The sequence below is a fragment of the Pseudomonadota bacterium genome (assembly GCA_022361155.1).
Classification (GTDB): domain Bacteria; phylum Myxococcota_A; class Polyangia; order Polyangiales; family JAKSBK01; genus JAKSBK01.
This window is the reverse complement of record JAKSBK010000297.1, coordinates 14005-33333: the sequence shown is the minus strand read 5'-3', so window position 1 is coordinate 33333 and position 19329 is coordinate 14005. Positions and strand designations below refer to the sequence as shown.

Here is a 19329-nt window from a genome sequence, read left to right as displayed (position 1 = left end):
TGGGCAGGTTATTCTGTGGCAGAGCCTTATCACAGCTGGGCCGCTAAAACCAAAGCAGCAAGCCGAGGGCTGGGACGACGTTGACGCCGTTCTCTTGGAAGCGCGCCACCTTGCGTACTTCGTCGACCTCGACATCGAGCTCGGCACGCGCGTACAGGCGCGCCACCGTCAGCTCCGCCATGATCCACCAGCGCCGGTAGCCCAGGGCCGCCCCCAACTGACCCCCGAGGTAGCTCGTCGTGCCGCGCATTTTCATCGCTCCCCGGCGTTTGCAGCCGGTGTTGACCTGGTTCAGGCATGCTGCCACGTGGATACCGTAGTCCGCGTGGACCCACTTCGGCCCGAACCACAGATGACCACTGCGGCCGCTAAGACCAAACTGCAGCGGTACCTCCACCTGGCGCCGGAAGTGACCACGCACGCTTGCGATGTCCGTGACGCGCCCCAGCGGGAAGCCGAAGAAGTACGAGGAAAGCCCGAGCCCGAAGGCTCCATAGAACCCCGGCCTCACGCGAAGAAACTGCCAGCGGCCCCAGCCGCGTACCGAGTTGATCGTAGTGCCCGCGCCCACTTCCACGTTTCGGTCCACACCATAGGCGACGGAAACCTGTCCACCCAGTCCGGGCGGCTGCACGAGGAGCGCGGCGACTCCCTGGGCCAACGAAGCAGCCTCGTCGAGCGTGAGCTCGTAGGTTTCGGCGGGCAGCTGGCGCAGCGACTTGGCCATGTTGAAGAGCCGGCCGCTTGGCAGCGTGAGGTCGGTCGAGGTGCTGACCTGCACGTGTCCCTCGGGCACCAGCCTTGCGGGCATCATAGTCGTGAGCCCCGGGGTGCAGGCGGCCATCCCGACCCCTGCGAGCCAGGCCATCCACCGCAGCCGCAGCCTGCGACCTTGTACTGGCCAGCGACCGGAACAGGCCCGTTCGAGCGGACGCTCCAGACCGCATTGGTCGCCAACTCCGAGGTCACCCGGTCGAGGCGCCTGCGATAGCGGCCGATCCGCAGTCGAAGCACCGGAGGCATAGTCAACACTATCGGAGTTCTCGTCGCTGCGCTCCTGCGATCCCGGAGGATGCTCGGGAGACGACGACGCGGCCGCTTGCGCGGGCGGATCGGGCACGAGGTTCCGAATCGATACAGCGGCCGGAGGCTGGTGACCGATGCGGGCTAGTGTCCGCGCTGCCCGGCTGCGCGCGGAGCGCAGATCGAGCCAGGGCGGCTTGCTGCCGCTCGCGGTCGACCCTCTTCGAACCACGTACAATTATATAAGCGGACATGATACCGTGCATGCTGTAGCCAAGAAGATGGGGGGACATATGAGCACGATGTCCGGGCACCCCATACGGCGCCCTACATCGCTCGGGCCGCTTCGCCCTTCCAGTCGCCGGAGGGCACGCCTACCGTTGCTTTGACACCGCACAGGCGCCGGGCTACAAGCTCGGCTCCAACCGCTTTTGGGGCGGTAGTTAAGTTGGTTATAACGCCGGCCTGTCACGCCGGAGGCCGCGGGTTCGAGTCCCGTCCGCCCCGCCAGTAAGCGCTCGATATCCCCGGTGGGCATGCACCAGGGAGCAACTCAGTCCTACGAGGTTCCGCTACCGGAGCGTGGCCTCCTTCTGCATCTCGCGGATCCCGGTGATCGGTTTTTCTTGAAGGTACTCGTGGGCACGGAACGTCGATGCTGCGGCACGACCAAGGCATTCGATCTTCCGACGGTCGGCATCGAAGAGGGCGAGGATAAAACGGAGCGAAACATGGAAAATCTCGAAACCACGTTAGAAGGCCAAGGAGACAACCCATGAGTCAGCCGGTCTGTGCCGTTGTCGGAATCGGACCTGGAAACGGGGCTTCGTTCGCCCGCCGCTTCGCCAAGGAGGGCTACGCTGTCGCGCTCCTGTCTCGGAAGACCGAATACGCCGCTGGTTTGGCCACCGAGATCGGAAACGCCAGGGCCTATGCTTGCGATGTCAGCAACGCCTCGGCCGTCGGGAGCGCGTTCGCGCAGGTACAAAAGGACCTCGGTCCCGTCGACGTGCTCATCTACAACGCCGGCTCCGGAGTCTGGGGAAACATCGAAGAACTCAACGCCGGCGATTTCGAGCGATCCTGGCGCATCAACACGATGGGCGCTTTTCTGGCGGCCAGGCAGGTCATCCCGGCCATGAAGGACAAGGGCGCCGGATCGATCATCTTGGTGGGCGCGACGGCGTCGCTTCGCGGCAAGCCCTTCACGACAGCGTTCGCGCCCGCCAAGGCATCCCAACGCAGCCTGGCGCAGGCAATGGCGCGCCACCTGTGGCCGAGCGGCATCCACGTGTCGCTGATCATCGTCGACGGCGGCATCAAACCTCCGGTGTCGCCGGAGGCACCCGAATCGCTGCATCCCGACGACATCGCCGAAACGGCGTTTTTCCTGTCCAGGCAACCACGATCAGCCTGGTCGTTCGAGCTGGACGTGCGACCCTCCCAGGAGTCCTGGTAGCGTGACCGTTCAGGCCCCTGGAAGTCGGGGTTTCAGGCGCTCGGCGGCGGCGGCCCGCTACGGATAGTAGCAGCAGCGAAAGCCCGTGTTGGGGAAACGGAAACTGCGGTCGGCCACGGTGAAATCGAAGTCGCAGCGCCTGCCGGGCTCGGGGTTGTTGTAGCTGCCACCGCGAATCTCGTGCGCGCTCGGCGCAGCTTCGGTCTGCGTCCACTCCTTCACGTTGCCCGATAGATCGAAGACGCTCCCGAGGGCGCCCCAGTCGCTGCGGCAGTCGGGGAAGGAGCCTGTCGCGGCCACGCAATTCTCGTTTGCCGGCGTTGCCGCGTTGCAATCGTGCTCCAAGCCATTGCACGCTTGGGGCACTCCGGCTCCTAGGGGGAGGTTGCAGTTGGTACCGTAGGCCCAGCGGCAGGTTCCAGCCTGACCCGTGCACGCGCGCACCCAGTCCGCCGCGTCGCACAAGCGCCAGCCAGCCGCAGCACACTGGCCGCCGAAGTTGAGCGCGCAGCAGGCCGCGCTGGCCTGATCCCAGTTGACGTTGGTCCAGGGAACGACCGCGGGTTGCGAGCACGCGAGGTCGGTCGAGCTGCCGGAGAACGTGGCCGTCGCATCCGGCCTGGAGCCCTCGTGGCGCATGATCAAGACACCGTTGCCAAGCAGGACCGCATCGATGTCGTCCACGCCGATGCCCTCGTCCTGGGGCGTGGCAGGATTGTCCAGCTCGTCGCTGCGCCCATCGCAGTCGTCGTCTTGGCCGTTGCACAGCTCCGGCACGGGGTTGCCGGCTGCTGCAGCGTCGCACAGCACGCTGTTGCCGCCGGCAGCGCAGACGTAGTGGCCCGTGCGCTCGCAGGCACCGATGCCATTGGCACAAGGCTGTCCGACAGGGTAGCCCTCGTCGGTGTTGCCGTCGCAGTCGTTGTCCTGCCCATCGCACAGGCTTTCGCCCATGGGCTGGTAGACGAGACCGGGCGTCAATCCCGCACACTGGAGTTGACCGGCCGTGCATGCGGGCGCGCCGCTCGCGCACACGCCGAGGTTGTTGCAGAAGCCGGGCGGCACCAGGAACTGCTCGTCGATGCGGGCGTCGCAGTCGTTGTCGACCCCGTCGCAGCGCTCGGGTCCGGTGATCGAGCATTGCAGCTCGCAGCCGTCAGCCGGATTCGAGTTGGCGTCCGTGAAACCGCTCTTGCACGCGATGAACTTGCATTGGCCCAGGTCGCACACTGCGTGAGCATTGGCAAAGGCGCAGACGCTGTTGCAGCTGCCGCAGTTTCTGAGATCGACCTGCAGAAAAAAACCGTTATCGACGACGCCATCGCAGTCGTTGTCGATGCCGTCGCAGATCTCGACGATGGGATCGATCCGGCCAATACATGTGACAAACCCATCCAGGCACTGCATGACGCCGGCTACGCAGGCACCTTGGGTGATGCCGCACATCTGCCCCACCTGGGGGTCGGTCAGCTCGGCACCCTCATCGATCTTGCCGTCGCAATCGTCGTCGAGGCCGTTGCACACCTCTTCCGGCGGCGTGCGCAGGTCGCAGCGGTACTCGCAGCCGTTGTTCGGGTCCATGTCGAGGTTGACGAACCCGATGTCGCAGGTGCCGATGGTGCATGCGCCCGCCATGCATTCGCCAAACGCGTGATCGGGTGCACAGACGTTGCCGCACACGCCGCAGTTGGCTGGATCCCGCAACAGATCGAAGCCTTCGTCGATCTTGCCGTCGCAGTCCTCGTCGAGGCCGTTGCAGACCTCCTTGCGCAGGCATTCGGGCGGCAAGGGCGGCGGTGCGGCGTCGGCGTCGAGCTTGGGCCCTGCGTCGAAGCTGGCGTCGAAGCTGGCGTCGAAGCCGGCGTCGTGCAGCCCGGCATCGCCGGGATCTCCGCAGTCGAGACAGAACGTGTCCACCTTGCAGCCGCTGGTCCCGGCGGCGGTCACGGCGCCGGCAAGCAGCACCAACGCCGAGCCGGCGCGATAACGAGCTCCCCTGCGCCGGCGCATGACAGCCCAGCCCAACCCCCCCAGGCCGAGGAGCCAGGTCCACGGTCCGCTGTCCGAGCTCTTGCCGAGCGCAACAGCACAGGTACAGCCGCCGCCGCCGGTGGCAACGACCCGATCGCTACCGCCGGAACCCACCCTGCCCCCGCCCGGGCCCGCGACCGGCGGAACGATGCAGCGGCCGTCCTTGCATTCTTCGCCATCGGGGCAGTGCACCTGCAGGCAGGGGTCGGGCCTGCATTCTCCTGTAAACGGGTCGCACACGAAACCTGAACCGCAGGCCATGTTGCACAGGTTAGGCACGCAGGACCCGTCCAGCGGATTGCAGACTTGGCTGGCTTCGCAGCGGATGCCGGCGCACGGGTCCGCCATGCACACGCCATCCGCGCAGGATTGTCCGGGCGGGCACATCACACGGGCGCAGCTGGGCCTGCATCGGCCCCGCTGGCAGACCTGTTCGGCCGGGCAGGGCACCCCCGCGCAAGGGTCGGGCACGCACGCGCCCGTGCGCGCGTCGCAGCTTTCGCCGGGTGGGCAGCCGAACACGTTGCAGGTCGGCAGGGTGCAGCTACCGGCCGTGGGGTCGCAGAGCTCGCCTGGCGGGCAGCGCACGCCGTCGCAGTTATGCGTGCACATGTTGTTCTTGCACACGCAGGTCCCCTGGTCGCCCGCGGGCGCACACTTGATTTCGGGGCCGACCTGCACTGTTTCCAGGCGGCACTCGTCAGGTTTGCAGACCTCTCCTACGCAAAAGCACAGGTTCATGTCCTCGATGGGCGCCTTGCCGGTGGGGCAGGTAAAGCCGAACTCGCTGGGGCGGCAGGGCAGGGCACACTGGCACATGAAGCAGCTGCTGTCGCCGGGGCAGAGCGCGCCCATGACGTTCTCGTCGATCTTGCCGTCGCAGTCGTTGTCCCTGCAGTCGCAGATCTCGGGCATGGCCGGGACCACGCCCATGCACGTGATTTGCCCGCCGACGCAGTGCTTGACGCCTCGCCTGCAAACCATCACGCTGGGATCGGGACAGGCTTCGCCGACCCCGAGCCCCTCGTCGATCCTGGTATCGCAGTCGTCGTCTTTGCCGTTGCAGACCTCGGGCATGGGCCCGATCTGTCCGACACAATCTCCCCACACGCCGTTCAAGCAGCGCTCCGTGCCGGGTTTGCATTGTCCGACGTCGATGCCGCAGGGCCGCGTCATGTCGTCGGGCACACCATCGCAGTTGTTGTCGACGCCATCGCACAGCTCGATCGTGGGCGTGCGGCCGCTGCACGGTCCCCACACGCCCGCGGCACACACCTCGATTCCAGCGGTGCAGTAGCCCAGGTTGAAGCCGCAGTCGCGCATGAGACCTTCGTCGATCTTCATGTCGCAGTCGTCGTCTTTGCCGTTGCAGACCTCGGGGAAACAGCTGCACACCCCCTCGTCGATCTTCATGTCGCAGTCGTTGTCGAGCCCGTCGCAGACTTCGACCCCGCCGGGGCAGCGACCGCAGGCGTTGAGCAAGCCTTCGTCGATCTTGCCGTCGCAGTCGTCGTCCATGCCATCGCACAGCGTTTCGCTGGGCTCGGTGCACAGGGTCGGCGCGGGCATGCCCGCGGGACGGTTGCAGTAGAGCGTGAAACCCTCGTCGATCTTGGCGTCGCAGTCGTCGTCCATGCCGTTGCAGACTTCGGTCAGGAGCGAGTCAGCCACGATTTGCGCCAGCGCGGCAGACAGCTGCGCCTGGTCTCCAGCAAAGTAGGCCGTGCCGGTGCCACCGCTCGCGGCGATCTGATTCAGGTTCGACGACGCGATCGCAAGACCCACCACGTAAGTCTTGATGCCGGCGCCGAGCAGGGCAGCGGCTTCGGTCGCCGGTGAGCCGCTGCAGGTTTCCTCGCCATCGGTGAGCAGTATCACGTTGTAGCCGCGGCAGCTCGCCACGGGGTCGCTCATGCGGATCGGCAGAAGGTAATTGCGGGAGCTCGCCAGGATGCCCTCGAGGGGGGTGGGACCGTCGGGACGCAGCTCGCAGTCACCGGCTCCCAGATGGTTGCAGTAGTGCGCTGCCGTGGTGTCGTTGACGAAGTTCGTCTCGACATTGTCCATCCACTTGAGCAGGGAATACGTGTTGTCGAGGCCCAGAAACGGGGCAATTGCGGGGAAGCCCACCAGGATGTCGCCGCCCGAGCAGTCGCCGTTGTAGTTCGTGTTGCGGCTGGTCGAAGGGCAGCCGATGTTTCCTTGCGGACAGGACTCGATGCCGTTTACGTCCACTCCGTTGATGCCGGGTCCCTGGTTCTGATGGAAGCGGCCCAGCGCCCACTCGACGTCCCCGTAGGCCAGGATTGCGCTGCGGATGGCTTCCTTGGCGATCCAGATGCGGCTGTCGTTGGGCAGACCGTCGCAGTTCAGGTCCCGGCCCGCGGTAGTGGTGGCGCAATCGAAGTACAAAACGCCCCCCATGCCGTCGGGCCGGCCCACCCCGTCGCCGCTGGTGTTGCTCCCGTCGAGCGCCCAGGCCATCGATCCTGACGTATCGAACGCGATGAAGAAGCGAGGCTTGACCTGCGCGTGGGCGGCGCTAGCGGCTAGCGCCCACAGGCTCGCACCGATGAGGGCCCTGGATAGGACAGGCAAGCCGGTCAGCGCGCACAGCGCGAGGGACGCACGTTTCGAGCCTCCACGCACGCACACAGCATACCATAGACAGATCGACTGCCAGGGGTCTGAACGGCCATGCTGGGGCCGGCCTCGTGTCGAACGGGTGGGCGAATACGCGAGCTTCTGCACGCACGACGCACGTCGGCTTACCCGCGGTTGGCTGTGCGCGCCTGGACCGCAGCATGCGACATCGGAACCGTGCTGGTTGCGATCCCAAGGGTGGGCCCATGGTCCTGCGCCGCGTGTGTCGCCGAACGCTTGTCGCGAGCCGAACGCTTGTCGCAATTCGCCGGCGCTGCATAATGCTCCGACATCCGGTCCTGCAGGCGACGGCCATGCGCTTTTCACTCTTCTACGAGCTGCAGATCAGCGATCCCACGCCCGAGCGGGAGGTGAGCGCGTTTCACGACGTGCTCGAGCAGGCCGTGCTGGCCGACGCGCTGGGCTACGATTGCTTGTGGGCCGTGGAGCACCACGGGCTTCACGAGTATTCGCACTGCTCGGCGCCGGAGATCTTGCTGTCGTTCGTGGCGGCCAAGACGCGCCGGCTTCGCGTGGGGCACGGCGTGACCTTGCTGCCTTACCGCTATAACCATCCCATCCGGGTCGCCGAGCGTGTGGCTACGCTCGACATCCTGTCTGGGGGACGGGTCAACCTCGGCACCGGCAAGAGCGCCTCGAGTGTGGAGCAGCAGGCCTTTGGCTGCGATGTCGGCGAGCTTCACGCACAATGGCGCGAGGCTCTGGGCATGCTGCCGGCGATCTGGCAAAGCGATGTCTTCGAGTTCGAGGGGCGCTTCTTCAAGGTAGCCCCTACGCGCATCGTGCCCAAGCCAGTCCAGCAGCCTCATCCGCCGCTGTACGCGGCCTGCACCCGAACGCAATCCGTTGAGCTGGCCGCGGCCCTGGGCTTGGGAGCACTTTGCTTTGCCCTTGGCAAGAGGAATGAGCTGGCCGGCATGGTCGAGACGTACCGGGCGCATGCCGCCAGGGCGCAGCCGGTGGGCGCCTTTGCGACCAGTCATTTCGCCTGCACGCCGGCGACCCTGGTGCTCGACGACGACCTGGTGGCTTGCCGCTACGGGATGCGTGGCGCGCGCTTTTTCGCGGACGCGCTCAACCACTACTACTACTCCGGTGAGCGCGCGGCGGGTGCGCTTCGGGCGCGCCGCGGTTTCCTTGACGAGAGCGCTTTGCGTGCTGCCCGCAAGAGGCGCAACGGGCCCGAGGACACCTACAACGTGCTGGTCGGAGACCCGGTCTTCGCACGGGAGTACGTCTCGAGCTTTCGGGACCTCGGCGTCGATGAGTTGATCCTGGTGATGCAGATGGGCACGGTTCCCAGCCATCTGGTGCGGCAATCCATCACGGTATTCGGGGAGAAGGTGCTGCCCTACTTTGGCTAGCTTAGCTATTGGCTACCAGCGTTTCGCGATCGATTTGCGCTGCGGCTAGGCTCGGGCGCGCAGAACTTGCGTCGACAGTGCGTCGACATGGTCGTGCTCTCGGCTATTCTCCCGCGCGGGTGCGGCTTGGAACGGAACCTGCTGGCTGGTTTCGTTGGCTGGGGCTCCCGTACCGCGAATGAGGATCCGGGACCCCCCATCACACTGAGAGCTCGTTGCGTTCACCGTCCCGGCCGGCGGGGCGGTGTGCGGGCCGGAAACGCGTATGGCAGATCCCAAAGGCCGAGTCCTGATCGTAGACGACGAAACGAACGCCAGGGAAGCGCTCGCAGAGCTGCTGGGGGCCGACGGCTACGTCACACGAACCGCGACCGACGGCCAGCGCGCGCTCGCAGTGCTGGAGGGCTTCGACCCCGACGTTGTTCTGACCGATCTGAAAATGCCGAGGCTCGATGGGCTGGGGCTGCTCGAAAGGGCCAAGCCGAATGTGCCGCACACAGCCTTCATCGTGATGACAGCCTTCGGCAGCATCGACACGGCCGTGCGGGCCATCCAGCAGGGGGCGGAGAGCTACGTCACCAAGCCGGTTGACATGAGCGCCCTGTCGGCCGCGCTCCTGCGCGCGGTCGAGAAGGCTCAGCTATCGCGGGAGGCGGCGCGGCTGCGGGAGCAGGTCACCGAGCGCTATTCCTTTGGCAGCATCATCGGTAATCACCCTTCGATGCAGCGCCTGCTCAAGCAGGTCGCGCAGGTCGCACGCAGCCGGGCAACCGTCCTGATACACGGAGAGAGTGGGACCGGGAAAGAGCTGATCGCAGCAGCGATCCACCACAACTCCAAGCGCCGGGGCGGCCCGTTTGTTCGCCTGAATTGCGCCGCCCTGGCACAGAGCCTGCTCGAGTCCGAGCTGCTCGGACACGAGCGCGGTGCGTTCACCGGGGCGACTGGGCGCCGGGAAGGCCGGTTCAGGCAAGCTCACGGTGGCACGCTGTTTCTTGACGAGGTGAGCGAAATCCCGCCTGCCGTTCAGGTCAAGCTGCTCAGGTTCCTGCAAGAGCGTGAGTTCGAGCGCGTCGGCGGCAACGAGACCTTGAGGGTGGACGTGCGCGTGGTGGCAGCCACCAACTGCTCGCTGGAAGAGGGCGTCAAGGACGGGACCTTTCGCGAAGACCTGTACTACCGCCTCCATGTCGTCAAGCTCGAGGTCCCGCCGCTGCGGGTACGCAAGAGCGATATCCCCGTGCTGGCGCACCATTTCTTCCGCAAGTACGCGGAGCAGAACGAGGTGCGGCTGCAGGGCTTCAGCAATGAGGCCATACGCCACCTCATGACCTATCCCTGGCCCGGCAACGTGCGCGAGCTCGAGAACGCGATCGAACGCGCCGTGGTGATGAACGAAACCGGCACCATCGAGGTTGGCGACTTTCCGGCTGCAGCGACCTCCGGCCCCGCGGGTGACATGAGCATGCTCGTACCCGGGCTCACCTTGGGTGAGCTCGAGCGCATGGCGATCCTGCAGACCCTGGAGGCGGTGGGAGGATCGACGGCAAAGGCCGCCGAGCTGCTTGGTATAAGCCGCCGCAAGATACAGTATCGGCTCAAGGAGTGGGGTGAGACAGCCCGCGCAGAGCGAGAGGGCTAGCAGAGCCGTCGCCGCGCCTTGGCAGCGGCGCCCGGTCTGCTGCGATCCGCACAGGCCATGGGTGGCAGGTCCTCGAGCGCGCGGTTCGCCGGGCGGATCTTCCGATCGAGCCGGAGGTTGGTGACCCATGCAGGCTAGGGCACTTGGGATCGCACGCGGGATCCTCTACCCGCTGATCGGCGTGCTGCTGGGGCTTGGTGCACCGCTCGGTCTGCTGCTGTTGCGCGCCGCGGCCGCACGCAGCTGGCCCGGGGTGGGGTGGGCGCGGCAGCAGCTCGACCAGGACCCCTTGACCTACGCTTACCTGGCAAGCGCCACACCGATCGTCTTCGCCGTGGTGGGTGCCATGCTGGGCCGCCTCGAGGATCGTCTCACGCTACAGGCCCGCACCGACCGGCTTACGGGCCTGGCCAATCGAGCGCTTTTCGAGGAGCGGCTTGCCTATGAGCTCTCGCGCCGGCAGCGTTACCCCTTTCCACTCGCCTTGCTGATCGTCGACGTCGACGGCCTCAAGCGGATCAACGACACCGGGGGGCACAAAGCCGGAGACGTGGCGCTGAGGTCCGTGGGGCAAAGCCTCAAGACCTGCTCGCGCAGCGCAGACCTTCCCGCACGCCTGGCCGGCGACGAGTTCGCTGTTCTCGCACCGAGCACCCGAGCGGCCGACGCCATGAAGCTTGCCCAGCGAATCCGTTCGAGCCTGGCCGAGCAGTCGGACGTCACCGTGTCGATCGGGATCGCGGATACCGAGGACTTGCCGCAGCCCGGAAGCAAGGCGCTCATGGAAGCGGCCGACAAGGCCCTATACGAGGCCAAGACTCGCGGCCGCGACCGTGCGGTCAGCAGCCTGCCTCCCCGGCCCGACCGGGCGGACTCTAACCACCAAAACTGAAGTTGTCGTAGGGGCACACGAAGGGCAACTGACACCCGCTGCTGGTGCAGACATGGGTGTGCCTTGCTTGCGCGCGCTTCAGGATCTCATCGTTGCCGAGGCTGCAGTCGTACGGTGACGAGAACAACCCGGGGCCGGCATAGCAACGGGCTCCAATCGCTCCCACCCACCTGCAAGCGCCGCGCTCGCAGCGGGCGACACGCAACGAGGCTTCAAGCGATCTCGCTGCGGCTTGTTGCTTGAGCGCTTCGAGGTCGGAGCAGGTCGTCGCGCAGCTGTCAGGAGCGTTGAGATCGCAGCCAGGAAACTCACTCACCCGGTACAGGCACTCTCCCAGCGGCGTCCACACGGCGCAGTCGCAGGAGGACGATGGCGAGATCGTGTCTGCACGTCCGCTGGACGCCTGCGAGTCGAGCGCGCACACGCAACTCGGCACGCCCACGGCACAGTCCCAGCACCCAGCCCTGAAGCCCTCGGGGATCAGGACCCGCGTGCAGCGCGTGGACACGTACGGTTGGGCGACCGAGCTCCTCCTCAGCAGCGTCTCTAGATTGCCTCGCGCGACCGCGGCGCACTCGGCATCGTCGGCGCATTCGACGGCGCCTCCAGCGCGGGGCGGTGGTGCAGGCCCACTTGCCGCAGTGTCCGCGGGTACCTTGGCTGAGCAGCCACAGCTCAGGACGACAAGCCCACCCAGAAAGGCGTCCGTAGCCTTGCGCAAGAGTATCGCAGCGTTGCTCGAGCGAGGCCGAGGGAGAGCCGGATTCCCCGACCGACTGCTCCGACTTTGTCGTCTTGGGTTTATCCAAACGCGTTCCTGCTTTGTTGGCAACGGTCGACTCATATGCAGGGGCCTTGCTGCAGCACGCCGGTTCCCGAGGCGGCGGCCACGCATGCGCTGCTGTGGGTCTTGCCGTCGCAGCCGCACACCGGTGCGTAGATGGCCGGGCAGATCTCGGGCCGCGGCTGGCAGGTGGCTGTGGCGTCGGCTGCGCCGCAATGCTGCCCCGGCTGGTAGGCGCAGTATTCGCGCGCGTCGCACGCCTGTCCCAGCAGCCCGCCGCAGACCTTGCCGGTCGTCGGGCCGCAGGGGCCCTCGCGCAGGGCGCTCACGCCGGCCGCTTGAGCGAGGCAGCGGTTGTTGTACGTGGTGCCGTCGCAGCCGCATACGGGTGCGAGCTCGCGCGTGCAGGCAGCAGGCCGTGGCACACAAGAGCCCATGGCCTCAATTCCGCAACTGCCGTCGGGCACGCTGCAATACGTGCCCCTCGGGCACGCGATTCCGGTCAAGCCTCCACAACTGGGCGCGCAAGCTCGCGCCGTGCAAGCGATGCTTCCGCCGGAGCAGCTGCATTGATTGCAGCCATCCACGTCCAGGAAGCTCGAGCCCTCGGGGTAGCGCTTGCCGTGGTACAGGCAGCCACCGGAACCGCCGCCGCACGGGCCCTCGGCGAGCAATCCGGTTCCAGCCGCGGCCGCCAGGCATCGGTTGGTGTAGGTCCTTCCATCGCAGCCGCAGACGGGTGCCCCAAGCATCGGGCACATTCTGGGCCGCGGCAGGCAGGTCGCCGCCGCATCGGCGGCACCGCAGTGCTGGCCGGGCTGGTAGGCGCAGTACTCGCCGGCGCCACAGGTTTGGCCCAGCCAGCCTCCGCAGGCCTTGGGAAGTCCTCCGCCGCATGCGCCCGTGCCGGCGATGCTCGCCCCCGCCGCGGCGGCCTCGCAGGGATTGCCGTAGGTCGTGCCATCGCAGCCGCAAACGGGCTCGACGTGGTCGGTGCAGACGGTGGGTAGGGGCTCGCACAGACCACCGACATCCGCAATCACGAGGCACACACCCGGCTGGATCTTGCAGTACTGACCGGCGGGGCACGGGACCCCGGCGAGTCCGCCGCACTCCTGCAGGCACGCTTTTTCCGTGCAGGCTACGGTACCTGCCCCGCACGTACACTCGTTGCAGCCATCGCCGGCTGGAAACCGTTCTCCTTCCGCATAGGTCACCCCCAGGTAGATGCAGCTTCGCGCACTTGGACACGGCCCATCGCTGAGCACTCCCTGGCCGGCGGCCGCGGCGTGGCAACGGTTGCCGTAGGTGCGACCGTCGCAGGCGCAAACCGGGCGGTGCCCGTGGTTGCAGCCGTCGGGTCTAGGTAGGCACACGGCCGTGGCGTCCGCGGCGCCGCAGTGTTCGCCGGGCTCGTAGGCGCAATACTCGTCTTGCTGGCAACTGTAGCCGAGCGAAGCACCGCACGCGGTTGGCAGTTCGGTCGGGTCGCAGCCTGCGACGAGCATGGCCCACAGCCCGGCATGCAGGGCGAGCATCCAGCGGGACGCTTGCGCGCCAGGCAAGGGGGCAGCACGCTCCCGTGCCGGAGCCAGCAATCTTGGAAGAGAGCCCGGGTAGCCGCTGCTGTTTCTCCGTCGCATCGGTGCCTCCTTTGGCGCGTTTGCCACGCCCCGCGCTGTGAGCTCGAGCTGGGGCTGCGTACGGTACGACGGCGTCTACAACACCGTGGCGTACGATACGATTGACAGTAGCGACAGAAGCAAGGGCCGTACCAGTGCCGCGCTCGTTATCGCTCGACCGAGATTCCATGCCGATCCTACGGCACCCGCGGGCGCTTTCGAATGCTTGCCGGGTCAGGTTGCTACTGTAGCCTTTGCAGTGCTGGCACACTGCGGCACACGGCCCCTGCTCAAGTCCGCTGCTGGGGCAGGCCCATGCTAGTCTCCGGCGCGCCGATGAATCAGAGCCGAGCATCCGGGACAGCGGGGTCAAGGTCGTGGAGGATCTGGATCGATCGGGGCGGCACGTTCACCGATTGCATCGGCCTCGGCCCCGAAGGCACGCTGCGCGCCGTCAAGGTGCTGTCGTCGGACCGCGCGCCGCTTGAAGGAATTCGCGCACTGTTGGGGTTGGCCCCGGATGCGGCGATTCCCGCCTGCGAGGTGCGCATGGGCACGACCTTGGCCACCAACGCATTGCTCGAGCGGCAGGGTGTGGCGTGCGGTCTGGTCATCACCCGCGGTTTCGGCGATCTGCTCGAAATCGGCGACCAGAGCCGTCCCGAGCTGTTCGAGCTGAACGTGCGCAAGCCCACCGCGTTGCAGCGCCATGTGATCGAAGTGGACGCGCGGCTGGATCGCGACGGCCGAGTCCTGGACGCGCCCGAAGAGGCCACCACGCGTGCGGCCCTACGCACGCTGCGCGCGCGTGGCGTGGACAGTCTCGCGGTGGTGGTGCTGCATGCTTACCGCAACGGCGAGCTCGAGCGCCGAATCGAGGGCTGGGCTCACAAGGAGGGCTTCGATCACGTGTCGGTTTCCCACGAGGTGGCTGCGGAGATCGGCTTTTTGGCACGGGGCGAGACCACGCTCGTGGACGCCTACCTCACGCCGCTGATTCGCGACTACCTTCGGGTGCTTCAGGCCGAGCTACCCGAGAGCTCGCTCAGGGTCATGCAGTCGAGCGGAGGGCTCACGGACGGCGCTCGCTTTCGTGGCAGAAACGCCATCCTGTCGGGTCCCGCCGCGGGAGCGGTGGCCACTGCGGCGCTGGCGCGTTGCACCGGGTTGTCCCAGGTGATCGGCTTCGACATGGGGGGTACCTCCACGGACGTGTGCCGCAGCACGGGCGAGCTAGAGCGCGTCCACGAAACATCGATCGCGGGCGTGCGCCTGCGTGCCCCGATGATGGACATCCATACCGTGGCCGCAGGCGGTGGCTCGGTCTGCCGCTTCGACGGGCACCGCTTCACCGTGGGACCCCAGAGCGCCGGCGCCGCGCCGGGGCCCCTGTGCTACGGCCGGCCCGAGGCCCGCGAGCTCACCCTGACCGATGTGAATCTCGCGTTGGGGCGACTGCCGTCCGACCGTTTTCCGTTTGCTCTGGACAAGGCTCGAGTGCTCGAGGCGCTGGAAAGGCTGCGCGAGCGGCTGGAGGCCTCGGGTCAGAAACGCAGCCCGCTAGCTATCGCCGAGGGGTTCTTCGAAATTGCTGTCGACAACATGGCTCAGGCCATCCGCAAGGTGACCGTCGCCCGCGGCCACGACGTGCGCGAGCACGCGCTGATCGTGTTCGGGGGTGCTGGCGGGCAGCATGCCTGCGCGGTGGCACGCAGCCTCGGCGTAGCCACCATCGTGTGCCATCCGCTCGCCGGGGTACTCTCGGCCTTCGGCATGGGCGTGGCGGATGTGGCTTGGCACGGCGAGCGCGATGTCGGCCGCTTCCTGCTCGGCGAGGATCTGGCGAGCCGCGTGCAACCGGTGCTGGATGAGCTGCTGCGACAGGGCACGACCGCCATGCACCAGGACGGCTTTGCGCAGCAGCAGCTGCGCAGCGCCGAGCGAGTCGACCTGCGCTACCGGGGCACCGAAACCGCCTTGACCTTGCCGTTTCAGGCGCCCGAAGCCATCCGGGAGGCTTTCGAAGGGCTGCACGAGCACCAGTTCGGCTACCGGCGCAAAGGGCACCCGGTGGAGGTCGTGACGCTACGGGTGGAGGTGGTGGCGGGCTCGCCGCCGCTGGACCTTAGCCGGCTCACGAAAAAAACTGTGCGAATCCCCCCTCGGGCGCTCTCGCTCTGGCACCAAGGGCGCTGGCTGGACGATGTGCCCGTGATCGTCCGGGAGTCCCTGCTTGAGGAGCAGGTGTTGCAAGGACCCGCGATCGTGCTCGAGGACACCGGGACGCTGGTCGTGGAGCCGGGTTTCTCGCTCGAGGTCGCGGCGGGCGGGTTGCTGCTCTTGCGAAACGCAAGCGTCCAGGCCCCGGGAAGCAGCCCTCGTCGAAACGAAGAGCCCCGCGCACGTTTGCAGCGGGACCCAGGGCAGGCAGAGCGAGTCTCGACTGCAACATGCGCGGACCCAGTGAAGCTCGAGGTGTTCAACAACCGCTTCATGTCCATTGCCGAGCAGATGGGTCATGTGCTCCGGCGGACGGCTCTTTCGACCAACATCCGTGAACGGCTCGATTTCTCATGCGCTGTGTTCGATGTGAACGGCGGCTTGGTTGCGAACGCACCGCACATCCCAGTGCATCTGGGCGCGATGAGCGAATCGATCCGTGCTCTGCTTGCGTCGGCTGCAAGACCTCGACCCGGGGAGGTCTACGCAAGCAACAACCCGGCAGCGGGCGGCTCACACCTACCCGACGTAACCGTGATCACTCCAGTCTTCGACGGGCGCGCTGAGCTCGTGTTTTTCACCGCGAGCCGCGGTCATCACGCCGATATCGGTGGCAGCAGCCCAGGCTCGATGCCGCCGAGCTCGAAGAGCCTCGAGCAGGAGGGGATCGTGCTGCGCGGGCTGCGGCTGGTTCGCGATGGTGTCTTCGACGACTGCGCGCTGCGGGCAGCGCTTTCGGCCGGCCCCTATCCAGCTCGTGACGTCGAGCAGAACCTGGCCGATCTTCAGGCCCAGATCGCCGCCAACCAAGCCGGCGCCCACCTGCTGCATGAGCTCATGCGGCAGTACGGCCTCGAGGTGGTCCAAGCCTACATGAGCCACGTGCAGGATAACGCTCGCGCGATGGTCGAGGAGGCGCTCCGGGCATTTCCGGATGGACGCTACGTATTTGTGGACGCACTTGACGAAGGGGCCCGCATTCGGGTCCAGCTACGCGTGGACGGCGCGCGGCTGTCGGTGGATTTCTCCGATACCGATCCGGAGGTTGCTGGCAATCTCAACGCACCCCGGGCCGTCACGCTGGCGGCTGTGCTCTATGTGCTGCGGTGTTTGGTCAACAAGCCGATCCCGCTGAACAGCGGCTGTTTGCTGCCGGTGGCGATCGAGATCCCGCAAGGCAGCCTGCTCTCGCCGTCGCCGCACGCAGCCGTGGCAGGTGGCAACGTCGAGACCTCGCAGCGGGTCGTGGACGTGCTGCTCGGGGCCCTGGGCCTGGCTTCGGCCAGCCAGGGAACCATGAACAACCTCACCTTCGGTGACTGCGGGTTCGGCTACTACGAGACCATCGCGGGTGGGGCGGGCGCCGGTCCGAGCTTCCACGGCGCTTCGGCCGTGCACACGCACATGACCAACACGCGCATCACCGACGCGGAAGTGCTCGAATCTCGCTTTCCAGTCCGCTTGATCCGCTTTGGCGTGCGCAGGGGCTCGGGGGGTCGCGGCAAGTTGCACGGAGGCGACGGCGTAGTGCGTGAGCTCGAAGCCCTGGCTCGGCTTCACTTCTCGATCCTGTCGGAGCGCCGGGCCTGCGCGCCGTTTGGACTTGCCGGTGGCCAGCCCGGCAAGCCTGGCCGCAACCTGCTCAATGGCCAGCCGCTACCCGGTAAGGTCGAATTCGACGCTCAACCGGGAGACCGCATCACGATCGAGACGCCCGGCGGCGGCGGCTACGGGCGACCTTACTGAGGCGCAAGCGCTCGGGCCCTGATGAGGCGCAATGCTGATACGCACGCGCTCAGCGCGCCCGTGGCGCGCACACGAAGAGAGCAGGGGCCCCCCGCGAGCAACAGGGGCCTGAACGGCTCGGGAGTGCCTTCAGAATCGGGACCGAGAGCCACAGGATGAAGACACTCCCTGGCCCCCCCGGCGCGGGCTGCTACATGCCCATGCCGCCCATGCCGCCCATACCGCCCATACCGCCCATACCGCCCATGCCGTCCATGCCCCCGCCTCCGGGTGGCGGCGGCTCCTCGGTTTTGGGCTTCTCAGCGACCATGGCCTCGGTGGTTAGCATCAGACCAGCCACCGAAGCAGCGTTTTGCAGCGCGCTCCGGACCACCTTGGTGGGGTCGACCACGCCGATTTCCACGAGATCCTGGTACTGCTCGGCCGCTGCATCGAATCCGTAGGCACCCGTTTGCGACTTGACCTTGTCGACCACGATCGCGCCTTCGATCCCAGCATTCTGTGCGATTTGTCGGATCGGTTCCTCCAGAGCTCGCGCCACCACCGTGACGCCTGCACGCTCGTCGTCGGCGACCTCCACAGAAGCCAGGCTGCTCTGGCAGCGCAGCAGGGCGACTCCGCCGCCAGGCACGATGCCTTCCTCGACCGCTGCGCGCGTCGCGTTCAGCGCGTCTTCCACGCGTGCCTTCTTCTCCTTCATCTCGACTTCGGTCGACGCGCCCACGCTGATGACGGCCACGCCACCCACGAGCTTTGCAAGCCGCTCCTGCAGCTTCTCGCGGTCGTAATCGCTCGTGGTCTCGTCAATCTGGCGCCGGATGGTTTCGATGCGGCCCTGGATTTCTTCCTTCTTCCCCTCGCCATCCACGATGGTCGTGTTGTCCTTGTCGATCGTGATTCGTTTCGCCTGGCCGAGATCGCTCAGCGCTACGTTCTCGAGCTTCAGGCCGAGGTCCTCGCTGATCACTTGCGCGCCCGTCAGCACCGCGATGTCCTTGAGCATTTCCTTGCGGCGGTCGCCGAAGCCCGGGGCCTTTACAGCGGCCACTTTGAGCGTGCCTCGTAGCTTGTTGACCACGAGCGTCGCCAGGGCCTCTCCCTCAACGTCTTCCGAGATGATCAGCAGCGGCTTTTGCGATTGCGCCGTGGCTTCCAGCGTCGGGATCAAGTCCTTCATGTTGGAGACCTTCTTCTCGTGCACGAGAATGTACGCGTCTTCCAACACCGCTTCCATGCGATCCTGGTCCGTGACGAAGTAAGCGGACACGTAGCCGCGGTCGAACTGCATGCCCTCCACCACGTCGAGCGTAGTGTCGAGGCTCTTGGCTTCCTCGACCGTGATGACGCCTTCCTTGCCCACCTTCTCCATGGCGCTGGAGATGATGGAGCCGATTTCGTGGTCCCCGTTGGCCGAGACCGTACCGACCTGCGTGATCTCCTTGGGGTCGCGGGTGGCGACCGACATGTTCTCGAGGTCCGCCACGACCGCCTTTACCGCCCGCTCGATCCCGCGCTTGATCGACATCGGGTTGTGGCCTGCAGCCACGAGCTTGGTGCCCTCACGGAAGATCGCTTGGGCCAATACCGTAGCCGTGGTGGTGCCGTCTCCGGCTACGTCGGAGGTCTTGGAGGCGACCTCTCGAACCATCTGGGCGCCCATATTCTCGAACTTGTCTTTAAGCTCGATCTCCTTGGCTACCGTGACGCCGTCCTTGGTTACGGTGGGGGCGCCGAAGCTCTTGTCGAGTATGACGTTGCGGCCCTTGGGACCCAGGGTGACCCTGACCGCGTTGGCGAGCTGATTGACACCCGCGCGCACGCGCTCACGCGCGGCAGCTGAGTAGGTGATTTCCTTGACACTCATAGCCTGACCTCGTTTTCT

At 66.4% G+C, this 19329-nt stretch carries 10 protein-coding genes and 1 tRNA gene; 6 read left to right on the top strand and 5 right to left on the bottom strand.

Going from position 1 to position 19329, the window contains the following annotated elements:
* Positions 1–43: 43 nt before the first annotated feature.
* The gene (locus MJD61_11320) at positions 44–1255 is read right to left on the bottom strand and encodes a hypothetical protein (GenBank protein MCG8555858.1); all 1212 of its coding nucleotides are present in this window, start codon (positions 1253–1255) and stop codon (positions 44–46) included.
* A 201-nt stretch (positions 1256–1456) separates the two neighbouring features.
* On the opposite strand from MJD61_11320, the gene MJD61_11315 reads away from it, so the two are divergent.
* Together MJD61_11315 and MJD61_11310 are read left to right on the top strand one after the other, a co-directional pair.
* Positions 1457–1533 (top strand) — tRNA-Asp (locus MJD61_11315).
* Positions 1534–1798: 265 nt separating this feature from the next.
* Positions 1799–2482: an SDR family NAD(P)-dependent oxidoreductase gene (locus MJD61_11310; GenBank protein MCG8555857.1), complete on the top strand. Its 684-nt coding sequence runs from the start codon at positions 1799–1801 to the stop codon at positions 2480–2482.
* A 57-nt stretch (positions 2483–2539) separates the two neighbouring features.
* Here the strand turns inward: MJD61_11310 and MJD61_11305 are convergent, their stop codons facing one another.
* Entirely contained in the window at positions 2540–7162 is a 4623-nt protein-coding gene (locus tag MJD61_11305; GenBank protein MCG8555856.1) for an SUMF1/EgtB/PvdO family nonheme iron enzyme, read from the bottom strand.
* A gap of 308 nt (positions 7163–7470) precedes the next feature.
* Here MJD61_11305 and MJD61_11300 point away from each other — a divergent pair, with 308 nt between their 5' ends.
* The 3 genes from MJD61_11300 (at position 7471) to MJD61_11290 (ending at position 11075) form a co-directional block, all read left to right on the top strand.
* A complete protein-coding gene (locus MJD61_11300) occupies positions 7471–8541 on the top strand; it encodes an LLM class flavin-dependent oxidoreductase (protein ID MCG8555855.1) in 1071 nt (356 codons plus the stop codon).
* Positions 8542–8806: 265 nt separating this feature from the next.
* Positions 8807–10183, top strand: a complete 1377-nt coding sequence (locus MJD61_11295) for a sigma-54 dependent transcriptional regulator (protein ID MCG8555854.1) — start codon at positions 8807–8809, stop codon at positions 10181–10183.
* A gap of 127 nt (positions 10184–10310) precedes the next feature.
* Complete coding sequence (locus MJD61_11290) at positions 10311–11075, top strand: GGDEF domain-containing protein (GenBank protein MCG8555853.1); 765 nt, start codon at positions 10311–10313, stop codon at positions 11073–11075.
* On the opposite strand, the gene MJD61_11285 is transcribed toward MJD61_11290, so the two are convergent.
* Complete coding sequence (locus MJD61_11285; protein ID MCG8555852.1) at positions 11059–11796, bottom strand: hypothetical protein; 738 nt, start codon at positions 11794–11796, stop codon at positions 11059–11061. The genes MJD61_11290 and MJD61_11285 overlap by 17 nt on opposite strands.
* 119 nt (positions 11797–11915) lie before the next feature.
* Positions 11916–13502: a hypothetical protein gene (locus tag MJD61_11280; GenBank protein ID MCG8555851.1), complete on the bottom strand. Its 1587-nt coding sequence runs from the start codon at positions 13500–13502 to the stop codon at positions 11916–11918.
* A 315-nt stretch (positions 13503–13817) separates the two neighbouring features.
* On the opposite strand from MJD61_11280, the gene MJD61_11275 reads away from it, so the two are divergent.
* Positions 13818–17447, top strand: coding sequence for a hydantoinase B/oxoprolinase family protein (locus tag MJD61_11275; GenBank protein MCG8555850.1), 3630 nt, complete (start codon positions 13818–13820; stop codon positions 17445–17447).
* A 190-nt stretch (positions 17448–17637) separates the two neighbouring features.
* On the opposite strand, the gene groL is transcribed toward MJD61_11275, so the two are convergent.
* Positions 17638–19311, bottom strand: a complete 1674-nt coding sequence (gene groL, locus MJD61_11270) for a chaperonin GroEL (protein MCG8555849.1) — start codon at positions 19309–19311, stop codon at positions 17638–17640.
* Positions 19312–19329: the final 18 nt, after the last annotated feature.

Coding starts and splice junctions, on each gene's coding strand:
- MJD61_11300 (MCG8555855.1), top strand. CDS start 7,471: ATGCGCTTTTCACTCTTCTACGAGCTGCAGATCAGCGATCCCACGCCC.
- groL (MCG8555849.1), bottom strand. CDS start 19,311: ATGAGTGTCAAGGAAATCACCTACTCAGCTGCCGCGCGTGAGCGCGTG.
- MJD61_11280 (MCG8555851.1), bottom strand. CDS start 13,502: ATGCGACGGAGAAACAGCAGCGGCTACCCGGGCTCTCTTCCAAGATTG.
- MJD61_11290 (MCG8555853.1), top strand. CDS start 10,311: ATGCAGGCTAGGGCACTTGGGATCGCACGCGGGATCCTCTACCCGCTG.
- MJD61_11295 (MCG8555854.1), top strand. CDS start 8,807: ATGGCAGATCCCAAAGGCCGAGTCCTGATCGTAGACGACGAAACGAAC.
- MJD61_11310 (MCG8555857.1), top strand. CDS start 1,799: ATGAGTCAGCCGGTCTGTGCCGTTGTCGGAATCGGACCTGGAAACGGG.
- MJD61_11275 (MCG8555850.1), top strand. CDS start 13,818: ATGAATCAGAGCCGAGCATCCGGGACAGCGGGGTCAAGGTCGTGGAGG.